The 13,424-nt window shown below is 64.8% G+C and carries 6 protein-coding genes; 4 read left to right on the top strand and 2 right to left on the bottom strand.

Going from position 1 to position 13,424, the window contains the following annotated elements; translation table 11 throughout:
* Window positions 1-230 precede the first annotated feature (230 nt).
* Window positions 231-3,407: a matrixin family metalloprotease gene (locus IHE47_RS17930; protein ID WP_192103163.1), complete on the top strand. Its 3,177-nt coding sequence runs from the start codon at window positions 231-233 to the stop codon at window positions 3,405-3,407.
* A 3-nt stretch (window positions 3,408-3,410) separates the two neighbouring features.
* Window positions 3,411-4,235 carry a sulfotransferase gene (locus IHE47_RS00760; protein WP_192103161.1) on the top strand — a complete coding sequence of 275 codons (825 nt, stop codon included), beginning with the start codon at window positions 3,411-3,413 and terminating at the stop codon, window positions 4,233-4,235.
* 251 nt (window positions 4,236-4,486) lie between these two features.
* Here IHE47_RS00760 and IHE47_RS00755 read toward each other — a convergent pair whose 3' ends face one another.
* Together IHE47_RS00755 and IHE47_RS00750 are read right to left on the bottom strand one after the other, a co-directional pair.
* Window positions 4,487-6,640: a cellulase gene (locus IHE47_RS00755; protein ID WP_225561529.1), complete on the bottom strand. Its 2,154-nt coding sequence runs from the start codon at window positions 6,638-6,640 to the stop codon at window positions 4,487-4,489.
* A gap of 92 nt (window positions 6,641-6,732) precedes the next feature.
* Entirely contained in the window at window positions 6,733-9,990 is a 3,258-nt protein-coding gene (locus IHE47_RS00750) for a TonB-dependent receptor (RefSeq protein ID WP_225561528.1), read from the bottom strand.
* A gap of 423 nt (window positions 9,991-10,413) precedes the next feature.
* Here IHE47_RS00750 and xylB point away from each other — a divergent pair, with 423 nt between their 5' ends.
* Complete coding sequence (gene xylB / locus IHE47_RS00745; RefSeq protein WP_192103157.1) at window positions 10,414-11,925, top strand: xylulokinase; 1,512 nt, start codon at window positions 10,414-10,416, stop codon at window positions 11,923-11,925.
* 45 nt (window positions 11,926-11,970) lie between these two features.
* On the top strand, window positions 11,971-13,302 hold the full coding sequence (gene xylA, locus IHE47_RS00740) for a xylose isomerase (protein WP_192103155.1): 1,332 nt from the start codon (window positions 11,971-11,973) through the stop codon (window positions 13,300-13,302).
* Window positions 13,303-13,424 lie beyond the last annotated feature (122 nt).

Here is a 13,424-nt window from a genome sequence, read left to right as displayed (position 1 = left end):
CTCGTCCACGGACACATACGAAAACATGCCAAGTTGCTGGATATCGGCTCCGCGCACAGCCACGACCTGATGATTGATGGGAACTATGATTGTCGCTGCTTCGGGGCGTTTCTCAACAGCCTGCTAGTGCGCCGGCGCCCAATGTGTCATCAATAGATACTCAGGAAAATGTCAGTACATCTGGCGGTCTAATTTATTCAAATACAGAGACAACTTCCACGAGCGGGTCGGTGAACGCGTCGGTTACTGGGGTAGGCGCCCCTGTCGAGCTTTCGAATGCTTCAATCAATGTTGCGGCAAGTTCAACTGCCACGATTCAGGGTTCCAGCAACACAGTGCAATGCAGTGCCAACGACACCCTGAGCAACACCGGCACCAACAACACCTATAGCTTCACCAGCGGCGACATCCTCAACACCACCGTCAACTCCACCGGCGAAACCCTCACCGGCACCGGCTACACCCTGAACGCGACCGGCCTGTTCTCGGGCAGCGCCAGAGGCACGGGTGACACTTTCAACCTGGCTGGCAGCACCGGCAGCACGCTGGCCCTTTCCGGCACTGGCCAAGTGGTCACCGGCGACGCCGGCAACGCGGTGAATCTGGCCGCCAGCACCTCGGCCACGATCAGCGGTGCCGGCACGGTGGGGTTGGATGGCGCGAACGACAGCCTCACCCTGGACACCACCGGTGTCACGCTGGACAGCGCAGCCGATGCCACCGGCGAAACGATCACCGGCAGCGGCTTCACCCTGAACGGCACGGCCGGCGAGTTCACCGGCACGGTGACCGGCTCCGGCAATGTCTTCAACCTGGATGCCAACAGCAACTCGTCGTTGACCCTGGATGGTGCCAACGAAAACGTGCTCTCCAACGGCAACAGCGTGACGCTGGGGGCTAGCAACAGCAGCGGCACCATCACAGGCTCAGCGGTGGACGTCACAGTGGCGGACGCGGGCAGCACTGTAACGATTGGTGGTAATGGCCAAGCTGCCGCGAACGCGCAGGTCGACAATGTGAGCTTCAACGACAGCCAGGGGGGCACCCTCAACGTAGAGGGCAACTCCCGTGTAAATGTCGACGGCAACTCGGACCTCACCCTCAACGCCGGCACGAGCGATGATCTCGGCCTTGACAGCGGCACCGGCCAGACCGTGAATGTCAGCGGCACCGGCAGCCAGGTCTGGCTGGGCGGCAATGGTCAAGGTGCCACTTCGGCACAGGACGATTATGTGAACTTCAGCGGCGGCGTAAGCGGCACCGTGAATGAGTTCGACAATTCGCGACTGGATATCACTGGCGGCAGTTCGGGCCTCACTCTCAACGTCGGCAACAACGATCTGCTCGGTTTGGGTACGGGCGCTGACCAGACGATCAACGTCTCAGGCACGGGCAGCTCGATTTGGATCGGTGGCAACGGCGAGAACGCCACGACTGCGCAAATTGACACGGTGGATTTCACCAATGGCCAAGGCGGCAGCATCAACGAAACGAACAACTCGCGATTGAACGTGGATGGCGGCTCCGGCATCACCGTCGATGCGGGCACGGACGACCTTCTCGGCCTGGGCGGTGGTACAGACCAGACAGTGGACGTTTCTGGCACGGGCAGCTCGATTTGGATCGGCGGCAACGGCGAGAACGCCACGGCCTCGCAGATCGACACGGTGGACTTCATCAACGGCCAAGGCGGCGGCATCAACGAAACGGACAACTCGCGATTGAACGTGGATGGCGGCTCCGGCATCACCGTCGATGCGGGCACGGATGACCTTCTCGGCCTGGGTGGTGGTACCGACCAGACAGTGGACGTTTCAGGCACGGGCAGCTCGATTTGGATCGGCGGCAACGGCGAGAACGCCACGACTGCGCAGATTGACACGGTGGACTTCATCAACGGCCAAGGCGGCGGCATCAACGAAACGAACAACTCGCGATTGAACGTGGATGGTGGCTCCGGCATCACCGTCGATGCGGGCACCGACGACCTTCTCGGCCTGGGCGGTGGTACCGACCAGACAGTGGACGTTTCAGGCACGGGCAGCTCGATTTGGATCGGCGGCAACGGCGAGAACGCCACGACCTCGCAGATCGACACGGTGGACTTCACCAACGGTCAAGGCGGTACCGTCGATGAACTGGCGAACTCGAATCTCAATATCGGTGGTTCTGCGGTTACGGTGAACCTGTCGTCCGATGATGATTTGGCATTGGCCAGTGGAGCCAGCGGTGATGATGTGCTGGGTTCGAACGCCGACATCACGGGCACGGGCATTACCGATCTCACCCTGGATGGCGACGACGATGTCTTCAAGGGTTCGGCAAGTGGCCTCGATGTATCGGGTACGAGTAGTGGCGACGACATCTACCTGAGCAACACCACCATTGATGTCACCGGCAACAACTCATCCGTCGATATCTTTGGATCCAATGATCGCATCGTAGGCGCCACCGACGACACGTTTAACGTCACGGGCGGCGACGACTCGGTCGATGCCACCGACAGCGATATCAATTTTGATGGCAGCTACAGCGGTGACACGATAGCCGGGAGTGGGGACGATGGTTCGTACGGTTCTTCTGGCGGATCGGGGGGTGATGGCGGCGGCGGTGGCGAATACGGTGGCTATTACGGCTTCACGACCTGGAAGGGCAAGGCCCCAACTGCCACGATAGCCAATCAGTATGCGGGCAAATCTGGCACGGTGTATGAGAAGGCTGCCTGGGCTGACAAGACGCTGACTTGGAGCTTCGCTGCACCGACGCAGGGTGTGGGTTCTACGCTGAGCGATGCCATCAGTGATCCCAGTCAACAGGCCGCCGTAGAGCAGGCGTTCCAGACCTGGGCGCAGGCTTCGGGGCTGAACCTCATGCAGGTGGCATCCGGCAAGTCGGCGGATATTGAGGTGGGATTTGGCGATCTCGACACCAGCACGACCAACCAGATCGGCGTGACGCACCTTCAGGGTGCGAACGGCAATCTGACTGGTGCGTTGGTGGAACTGGAAGATCCCTCGCAATCGCCGCTGACCACGGACAGCAATGGACAGTTGGCTTATGCAAATACGGACGCCACGTTCGAGCAGGTGGTCCTGCATGAGATCGGTCATGCGCTGGGCCTGGCTGATAGCGATCAGGCCGGCTCGATCATGAATTACCTCCTGGATGGCACTGACGCCAGTCTTGGCTCGATGGACCTCGCGGGCATCAGCAACCTCTACGGTTATGGCTCGAATACAGGAACAGTCGCCGCTCAAGCGTCCGCCAGCGGTCAACAGTGGTCGCAGCTGGTGCAAGCCATGGCCACGTTCGGCGGCGAAAGCATGGGCGAAACGGGTACGGCTGCTGCGGATATGGATTTGTACAAGCCGCAGTTGGCCGTGGCACTGCACGCACAGGCGGCGTAAGACATGCCGCCGCACGCCAAGGTGCATGTGATTTCCGGTTTGCCTCGGTCTGGATCGACCTTGCTCTCAGCACTGTTGCGGCAGAACCCGCGCTTCCATGCGGGCGTGAGCAGCCCGGCCTGCTCGTTGATGACGGCAGTGCTGCCCCGGATGAGCGGCACTGCCGAGTTCGCCCCTTTTTTCGACGAAGAACGGCGAGGCAGAGTGTTGCGCTCGTTGTTCTGGGCTTATCACGACACGCCACCGGAAGATGGCGTGCTCTTTGACACCAATCGCTCGTGGACCGCGCGTATGGGCCTGGTGGATCGGCTGTTTCCCTCGGCCCGTGTCATTTGCTGCGTACGAGATGTGCCGTGGGTGATCGACAGTATGGAGGCGATGGTCAGGCGCAACCCGACGCACACGTCGCGAACCTTTGATGCCAAGGTGGCGCGGAACATCTACGGCCGGGTCGAGCAGTGGATGGAGCCTCAGCGTGGCTTGATCGGCGCGGCCTGGAGTTCTTTGCGTGAGGCATGGTTCGGCGAGCATGCGAACAAGCTGGTCGTGGTCCGCTACGAGTCATTGACCCGGCAGTCACGCGAGACGATGGACCAACTCTATCAAGCGCTGGGTGAGGCTTCTTTCCAGCACGACTTTGACAACGTACTCTACGACGAGGAGCAGTACGACGCTGGCCTGGGCACGCCGGGCCTGCATACCGTGCGTCGGCAGGTGGCCTTCGTCGAGCGACCGACCATCCTGCCGCCGGACATCTTCTGCCAATACGCCGACAATGCCTTCTGGCTCAACGAGAAGTTGAATGCCAAGCGTGTCCTGGTGATTTGACGCCAAGCCTTTTCCATCATCTGTACGCCAAGGCGCTGACCTGTTCTGCGCATGGCTTCATTTCGTTGTATTTGGTGGCTTCAAACTTCCTGTACCTCATGGTCGAAGTCACTGTAATCCGCAGCATGTAGCCGGAGGCGTCGCCCGCGCCGATCACGAAGCGGCCCAGCCCGATCTCCGGCACATGGCCAATCGGGCGGCGGTGCATAGGCGCTACCGGGTCCGGGAACGCGCCACTGCGGACCACTCCGCTACGGCAGCACCGGAGCGGGATCGCCATATACGATGCCGCGCCCGCCGGTGCCGAAATACACGCGACCGAACAGGCGCGGGTCGCCGGTGATCATGCCGATGGCGCCGTAGCGGTGGGCATCGTCGTCGATGCGTTGCCAATGGCGACCGCCATCGATGGAACGGAAGATGCCCTGCTGCTCTCCCCTCCTGCCGGCGGCATACAGCGCGGGGGACGCATGGCCCGGAGCCGCCATGCCGAAGCCGAAGGCGTCGACGCGGGTCAATTCATCCATGCGGTCCAGCACCGCGCCCCGGTCGTCGCCGCGGACCATGCCGTCGCGGCCGGACAAATAGACCTGGCCGGCGGCGCCCGGCGCGGCTTGCAGCCGCAACTGCGCCGTGGCCGCCGCGAACCTCCCTAGCGCACCATCCAACGGCACGAAGCTGGCACCGCCGTCCCTGCTGGCGTAGACGACGCGCTCCCGCGCATCGACGGCGTAGAAGCGCCGCGGATCGACCCGGTCGGCCACCACGCGGCAATGCCCCTGCAGCCCGGCGATCACGCTCCAGTGCCGACCGAAGTCGGTGGTGAGATAACCGTGTCCTGCATCGCGCGGAAACCACAGCACGCGACTGCCGTCCGCGGCGATGGCGATACTGCCGCCGCCGGGGCCTTGCATGCCCGCGGGTTCGCTCGCGAAGCTTTTCGAGTGCAGGCCGCCATCGGTGGAATACGCCGCACGGACGATCGAGGGAACCGGCGGCCGGAACCAGCCGCTGCGCACGATGAGGTCCGGCTGGCCTGCGGCATAGGCGATGTCGTCCGCATCGGTATAGCGCGGCGGCGCGGTGAACTGGGGCGGCGCCGCGTCGAGGTCGTCGTGGCGGTAGCCATCGAGGTCGTACAGGGCGCTCAGCAGATGCGCACCGGCCGGCGGGCTGATGATCGCCTTGGCGACGACCTCTTCCAGCCCGTCGTCGAGGAATTGCCAGTGCACGGTGCCGCCGCGGTCGACCTGGGTCAGGTCATGCGTGGCCCACACGCCATAGCCGGTGACGAACCAGGCCTGATCGGGATCATGCGGGTCGATGGCGATGGACGCGATCCAGTGCGGAGTGTGCTCCTCCAGCCAGGGCGGGTGGGCGGTATCGAAACGGGAGCGGGCGAACACGTCCACCCAGTGGCGGCCGCCGTCGGTGCTGCGGAACATGACGTCGCGCGGGGTGTAGTGCGCGAACGTCGCGGTCATGACCACGTCCGCGGCGGACGCGTCCACCGCCACCGCGTTCCAGCCATAGCCACTCGGCTGTCCGGCGGCGCGCGGAAGCGGCGTGATGTCCGTCCACTGCCCGCTCGCCGGCACGTATTTCCACACGGCGCCATCGTGCATCCGGTCCGGCCCGGGCTCGTCGCCATAGGTCAGGTAGTACGCACCGTCGCGTGCGCGCTCCATGTGGTTCGGGCGCAGGCCCGTGGGCTGGCCTGGCACGGCCGACCAGTGCCCGCCGCCATCGGTGCTCCTGTAGAGCGCGGTGCCGCGCGTGGATACCCCGGCATACAGGACCCGGCTCGGGTATCCGGGCCGGCCGCTGGCCGGGTCGAACACCACGAACACGATGCCGACCGGCTTCGTGCGCCCGCCGTGTCCCGTTGCATCAGTATCGATGCCGGCGTCGGCGACCGGGAAAGCGCGGACCTTCGTCCAATACGCGCCACGGTCGGCACTGCGCCACAGGCCGGCGGCGCGCGAGCCCAGGTACAGCACGCGGCCATCGTTGGGATCGACGGCCAGGCGCTCGCCGTCGTTGCGCCCCGGCTCGTTGCCGCCCACCGGGAACGGCAGATCGCTTCGCGTGAAGTGCGCGCCGCGGTCCGCGGAAGCCAGCACGGCGCCGTTGCCGGCCGAGGGATCCGCATAGGTCCCCGTCAGCAGGTACAGCCGCCCCGCGTCCTGCGGATCGACCGCCATGCTTTCCACGCCATAGAGGTTGTTGTCCGACGCCGGCAGCCAGTCCAGCAACGGCAGCCATCGCGCATGGCCCGCATCCCACCGGTATGCCCCGCCGACATCGGTGCGCGCATACAGCGTGCCTCGTGCCGACGGCTGGTACAGCAAGCCGCTGACGAAGCCGCCGCCGCCGATGCGCACATTGGCGAATCGATAGTCCAAAAAAAGCTCGCCGGCATGCACAGGCATGCCGGCGAGGGGAGCAAGCAAGCAGACAAGCAGGCAAGCGCATGCCCGGCCGGTCCGCACCTTCATCAGAAGTTCGCGCGGAACACGAGTTCGTAGCGACGATCCGTCATGAACAAGGCACGCGTGTACAGGTTCCAGTCCACGTAGCCGTTGATGTACGTGGTCGGCCCCATCAGCACCCTTTGCACGGTATTGGTGAGGTTGTTCGCCTGCAGGCCCACCTGCATGTTCTTGTTGATGTGGTAGAAGACCGAGGCGTCGAGCTGGCCCGAGGAAGCATTCCACATCGGCAGGTAGGTATCGCCCGAGTCGACCGACGTGATCAGGTAACGGCTGCGCCACGACCAGGCCACGCGGGCCGACCAGTCGCCGTTTTCATACATGCCGGTGATGTTGTAGTTGTGCGGGGACAGGCCCTGCATGGGCAGGCCCGGGTTGGTGACGACATCGCCGGCCGCGCACGAGCCATTGCCGTGGTTCGGATCGCACGAGGTGGTGTTGTAGACCTTGCTGCTCTGCAGGAAGGTGTAGTTGGCCTGCACGCCCAGGCCCTTGAATACGCCCGGCAGGAAATCGAAGAACTGCGAGTACCCCACTTCGGCGCCCTTGACGGTGCCCTTGCCCGCGTTGGTGGGACCGCTCACCGCGACCGGCACGCCATCGATGGTCTGGTTGTGGACCTCGGTGGTGGTGTAGTTCGCAAGGTCCTTCTTGAACAGCGTGGTGTACAGCTCGCCGGTGGGCGCGAAGTACCACTCCAGCGCGGCGTCGAACTGGTTGGCTTCCAGCGGCTTCAGGTCCGGGTTGCCGCCGGAAGTGGCGGTGAAGCCGGCGAACTTGGACGGCACCGTGCTCGAGCCACCCGAAGTCCACGAGGTACCGATGACCATGTACGAGTTGAGCTGGCTGATGGTGGGGCGCGAGATCGCCTTGGCGGCGGCCAGGCGCACCTGCAGGTCATTGGTCAGCTTGAAGCGCAGGTTCAGGCTGGGCAGCACGTTGTGATAGTCGTAGGCACCGTTGATCGGCGTGGTCATGCCGTTGAACAGCGCCATCTGCGCCGGCGAGATGCTCGCGGAGTTCTGGATGCTGTCCGACGACGGATAGGTCACCGAACCGTTGGCGGCCAGGCTGGTGCGGACGAAGCGCAGGCCGATGTTGCCATCGAAGGGGATGCCGAGCGCGGTGTCGTTGCCGAAGTACATCGTGGCATAGGCGGCCTGGGTCGATTCGTGCATGTAGTCCGCGCTCATGCCCGAGGCCGGGGAGCATCCATCGGTCGCCGCGGTGTAGAACTGCGGGCACCAGCCACCGCCGCCGCTCAGTTCGAGCGCGCGCAGCGCCGAGACCGCCCCGTAGTAATTGCCGACCAGCGCCATGCTGGGGAAGATCAGGGTGGTGGGCACCTTGGTCTGGCCACGGAAGAAATCGCCCAGCGAGAACTGCTGTTCCATCCATCCCGGGACGTTGTTGGTCCAGTCCAGCGGCTGGGTGCCGTTGTTGTAGATGGAGGCGCCCTGCCACACCTGGCTGATCGGGCCCCAGTTGTAGCTGCTGCTGTTGTTGTTGCTGTAGGTGTCGTGGCTGGTCGCACGCACGCCGACCTTGACGTACTGCAGCCAGTTGCTGTCCGGGAAGTCGTATTCGAGGTCGGTGCGGAACGCACGCTCCATCGCGTAGTCGTATTCCAGGTGGTCCAGCGCCGCGCCGAGGTAGTAGTTCTGGTAGTTGGTCAGGCTGTTGGGATTGGTGGTGTTCGAGGGGATCGTCGCGTAGGCCGGGTTGGGCAGCAGCGTCATGCTGGGCGTGCCGCTCACGTTCACGTTGGCGGGCGGCATGAAGAACTGGTTGTAGACCGTGAAGTCGATTTCGTTGGAAGTGGACTTGACGAACTGCACCGCGCCCGACCAGATCATGTGGTCGTTGAGGTTGTACTTGAACGTGGTGGACCAGTCGGTGGTGCGCGTGAACTGGGTCTGCTGGCGGGTGAGCGCGTAGTAGTTCGGGCCGCCGATCGGTGGGTAGCCGGTGTTCAGCGTCGCCTTGGCCGTCGGGTCGTAGCCCTGCCACGAATTGGCCACCATGTCGCCGTCCTGGTAGACGCCGTCGCCGTTGTAGCTGAAGGACGTCCCCGGCACCGGCACCATGTTGTAGTAGTTGCCTTCGTTGGCCTGGACTTCGTGCTCGGTCCACTGCAGGTTGTAGATGGAGCGGAAGAAGCGCGTGGCGAGTTCCAGGTCGTTGTTCGGGCGCCACTGGAACGCCGCGTACAAGCCGGTGCGCTTGCGCTGCATGTCCATCTGGTAATAGTTGATGTCGCCCGGGATGGCCACGTTGCCGCTGGCCGAAGTGGGCTCGCACGGGATGTTGCCGCAATTGCCCAGGCTGTTTTCCGGCTCGAGCACGTACGGGTTGACCTGGATGCCGTCGGTACGCGAGGACAGTTCGGAGTGGGACACGTCGAACAGCGCGCCGAATTCGCCGAAGTCGTCGCTGTGCCAGCGGTTGCTGTACAGGAACGAGGTCGAGGGCTTGGTCTCCAGCGACATGTCGCCCCGGTTGAGGCCGGTGGAGAAGCCGATCACCTGGCCGGGCGCGTCGAACGGCATGCGCGTGCGCAGGTCCACCGTGCCGCCGATACCGCCTTCGATGAGCTCCGCCGACGGGTTCTTGTAGACGTCGACGCCCTGCATCAGCTCCGCCGGGACGTCCTCGAAGCTCAGCGCGCGGCCGTTGTTGGCCGAGAAGCTCTCGCCGCCGTTGAGCAGGCTGGCGACGTAGGGAAGGCCACGCACCAGCACGCTGCTGCCTTCGGCGGACGGATGGTCCGGATCGTCGTCGGCCAGGTAATGGTCCACCGTCACGCCACTGATGCGCTGCAGGGTCTCGGTCACGCTGCGGTCGGGCAGCGCGTTGATGTCGGTCGCGGTGACGGAATCGACGATCTGGTCGGCGTTCTGCTTCAGCGACTGCGACGACTCCAGGCTCGCGCGGATGCCGGTCACGGTGATGCCGGCCAGGTCCTGCGCGTCCGTCTGGTCGCCCGTCTTGGTCTTGTCGTCCTTCTTCCCCTTGGCCGGCTTGGCATCGGCCTTGGATGCGGCCGTACCGGATGCCGGCGCCGCGGCAGTGGCCGGGTTCGTGCCCTGGCCCGCGTCCTGTGCATGTAGTCCTGCCGGGGCATACGCCAGGGCCAGGCCCAGTGCGATGGCACTGGTCAGCCGGAGGATGGGCAACGAGCCCATCGGATGCGTATGCGTGCGCCACTGTGACGATGGCAGCGATTGCGTCTTGCCTATCATGTCGACGATCCCCTCTTGCATGTTGGTCTTCTGGCGACGCGAGTCGCTCGTTGTTTTGATCTGCGCGATGACGCCCGACATGAAATGTCCGGCGACGCCCTCCGCATCCATACCCCATCCAGTGCCTGCGTAGTGGATAGGATGGCCGTGTAGCGGACAATTACGAAATTGCAAGCATCGACTAATGTTTCTTCATATGCAGTTGCCGCAATAAATCAGCCAAAGCCCTGGCGCCGCATCGAGCGCAACGCCGATATGCTGTAAAGCAACACATACAAAACTGCAGTTTCAAAGCGCAAAAGCAAATATTCGAATTGCACTGCATCATGCGATTTTTTGCTCGCTCCCGTCCCCTTCCGGAGAGCACCGCATCCTTGTAAGCCCAAGGTATTTCATTTAGCTTTTGGTAGCGCTACCACTTTTCTTGCCGTCGGAACCCCTTTCATGAGCCTTGTCGTTGGCATCGATGTCGGCACGCAGAGCGTCAAGCTGGTCGCCTACGATCCGGCCGTGCGTCGCGTCCTGGCCACCCACGGCAAAGCCATCGACCTGATCGCCGACGACGCGGGCAGCCGCGAGCAGCATCCGGCGTGGTGGCTCGATGCAATCCGCACCTGCTTCGCCATGCTCGATCCGGCACTGCGCGCCCGGGTGGCGGGCATCGGCGTGTCGGGCCAGCAGCACGGCTTCGTGCCGCTGGATGCGACCGGCAAGGTGCTGGCTCCCGCCAAGTTGTGGTGCGACACCAGCACGCAAGCCGAGTGCGGGGAGATCATGCACGCGGCGGGCGGGGCGCAGCGCTGCATAGCTCTTGCCGGCAACCCCATCCTCGCCGGCTACACCGCCTCCAAGCTGCCGTGGACGCGCAAGCATCGCCCGGATGCCTATGCGCGGCTGGCCAGCATCCTGCTGCCGCACGACTACGTGAATTTCTGGCTCACCGGCGAACGCTGGATGGAATACGGTGACGCCTCCGGCACGGGCTGGCTGGACGTGCGCACGCGGCAATGGTCCGTGCCGCTGCTGGCCGCCACCGACGCGCACCGCGACCTGTCGGCCTGCCTGCCGCCCCTGGTCGACCCTGCCGCCAGCTTCCCCCTCGCGCCCGCCATCGCCGACGAGCTGGGCCTGCCGCGGAACGTGCGGGTCTCGGCCGGCGGCGGCGACAACATGATGGCCGCCATCGGCACCGGGAACGTCGCCGCGGGCGTGCTGAGCATGAGCCTGGGCACTTCCGGCACGCTGTTCGCCCACTCCATGCACCCCGTGGTGGACGATGCGGGCAGTTGGGCCGCGTTCTGCTCGTCCAGCGGCGGCTGGCTGCCGTTGATCTGCACGATGAACTGCACCGTCGCCACCGAAGCCGTGGCGAAGGCATTCGGTTTCGGCACGCGCGACGGCGATGCCGTCATGGCCGGCACCGCACCCGGCGCCGGCGGCCTGGTGATGCTGCCGTTCTTCAACGGCGAGCGCACGCCCGAGCTGCCGCATGCGCGCGCCAGCCTGTTCGGCATGGACCCGGGGAATTTCGACCGCGCCAACGTCTATCGCGCAGCCATGGAGGGCGCCACCTACGCGCTGCGCAACGGCTACGACCTGTTGCAGGCCGCGGGCATGCGCTTCGACGCGATACGGCTCACCGGCGGCGGCAGCCACAGCGCCGCCTGGCGGCAAATGGTGGCCGACGTGTTCGCGTTGCCCGTGGAAGTGCCGGTCCAGGCCGAGGGCGCGGCGCTGGGTGCCGCGTTGCAGGCGCTGTGGGCGTTGCAGGAAGCCGTCGCCCCCGGTGCCGATCTCGCCGCGATCGCGCGCGAACACGTGCAACTCGACGACGCGCTTTCCGCCAGCCCCGACGCACGGTCGGTGGCGGCCTACCAACCAGGTTATCGACAGTTCCTGCGTCACCTCGATGACGCCAGGACCTCGCATGCGGAGCATCCGCCAACGGGCGGCTGATCCATTTTCTTCCACGCCACATCGTCCATCGACAGGAATTGAACCATGAGCTCCCCTTTCATCGGCAAGCGTGAATATTTCCCGGGCATCGGCAGGATCCCGTTCGAAGGCCGCGAGTCGGACAATCCGCTGGCCTTCAAGCACTACGACGCCGGCAAGAAGATCGGCGACAAGACGATGGCCGAGCACCTGCGCTTCGCGGTGTGCTACTGGCATACCTTCTGCAATGCCGGCCACGACCCGTTCGGCCCCGGGACCCGGCACTTCCCGTGGGAAGCCGGCTCGCCGCTGGCCACCGCCGAAGCCAAGGTCGATGCGGCGTTCGAGTTCTTCTCCAAGCTGGGCACGCCCTACTGGTGCTTCCACGACATCGACCTGTCGCCCGACGCGGACGACATCGGCGAATACGAGAAGAACCTCAGGCACATGGTCGCGCTGGCCAAGGAGCGCCAGCAGGCCACCGGCGTGAAGCTGCTGTGGGGTACCGCCAACCTGTTCTCGCATCCGCGCTACATGAACGGCGCGGGCACCAACCCCGACTTCCGCGTGGTCTCGCGCGCCGCCGTGCAGGTGAAGAACGCGCTGGACGCCACCGTGGAACTGGGCGGCGAGCACTATGTGTTCTGGGGCGGCCGCGAAGGCTATGCGACCCTGCACAACACCGACATGAAGCGCGAACTGGAGCACTTCGCGCGGTTCCTGACGATGGCGCGCGACTACGGCCGCAGCATCGGCCTGAAGGGCAACTTCCTGATCGAGCCCAAGCCGATGGAGCCGATGAAGCACCAGTATGACTTCGACAGCTCCACCGTCGCCGGCTTCCTGCTGAAGCATGGCCTCGACAAGGACTTCAAGCTCAACATCGAGGCCAACCACGCCACGCTTTCGGGACACACCTTCGAACACGACCTGCAGGTGGCCTCCGACCACGGCCTGCTCGGCAGCATCGACGCCAACCGCGGCAATGCGCAGAACGGCTGGGACACCGACCAGTTCCCCACCGACCTGTACGATGCCGTGGGCGCGATGCTGGTGGTGCTGCGGCAGGGCGGCCTCGAGGGCGGCCTCAACTTCGACGCCAAGGCGCGCCGCGAATCCACCGACATGAGCGACCTCTTCCTTGCCCACATCGGCGGCATGGACACCTTCGCGCGGGGCCTGGAGGTGGCGCATGCACTGCTCACCCGCTCGCCCTGGGAGAAGTGGCGGCAGGAACGCTACGCCAGCTTCGACCAGGGCGAGGGCAAGGATTTCGCGGGCGGCAGGCTCACGCTGACCGACCTCACCGCGCTGGCCGCGAAGGCGGGCGAACCGCCGCAGACCAGCGGCAAGCAGGAGCGCTACGAGAACCTGCTCAACCAGTACCTGGTGCGTTGACCAACCAGGCGCGGCGGCCCCCGCGGGGGGCGTCGCGCCGCGGCGTGTGGGGGGGCCGGCAACAAGGCGCCCCGGCACCCTGGCGCACCAAACCCCGGGGGCCCCCCAGCCGGGCCCCACCC

This window comes from Rhodanobacter sp. DHB23, assembly GCF_014842975.1.
Classification (GTDB): domain Bacteria; phylum Pseudomonadota; class Gammaproteobacteria; order Xanthomonadales; family Rhodanobacteraceae; genus Rhodanobacter_A.
The sequence above is the reverse complement of the archived record's forward strand: the minus strand, read 5'-3'. Positions and strand labels throughout refer to the sequence as shown.

Excerpts from the sequence above, each read along its gene's own strand:
- IHE47_RS00760 (WP_192103161.1), top strand. The coding sequence starts at position 3,411 with ATGCCGCCGCACGCCAAGGTGCATGTGATTTCCGGTTTGCCTCGGTCT.
- IHE47_RS00750 (WP_225561528.1), bottom strand. The coding sequence starts at position 9,990 with ATGCAAGAGGGGATCGTCGACATGATAGGCAAGACGCAATCGCTGCCA.
- xylB (WP_192103157.1), top strand. The coding sequence starts at position 10,414 with ATGAGCCTTGTCGTTGGCATCGATGTCGGCACGCAGAGCGTCAAGCTG.
- xylA (WP_192103155.1), top strand. The coding sequence starts at position 11,971 with ATGAGCTCCCCTTTCATCGGCAAGCGTGAATATTTCCCGGGCATCGGC.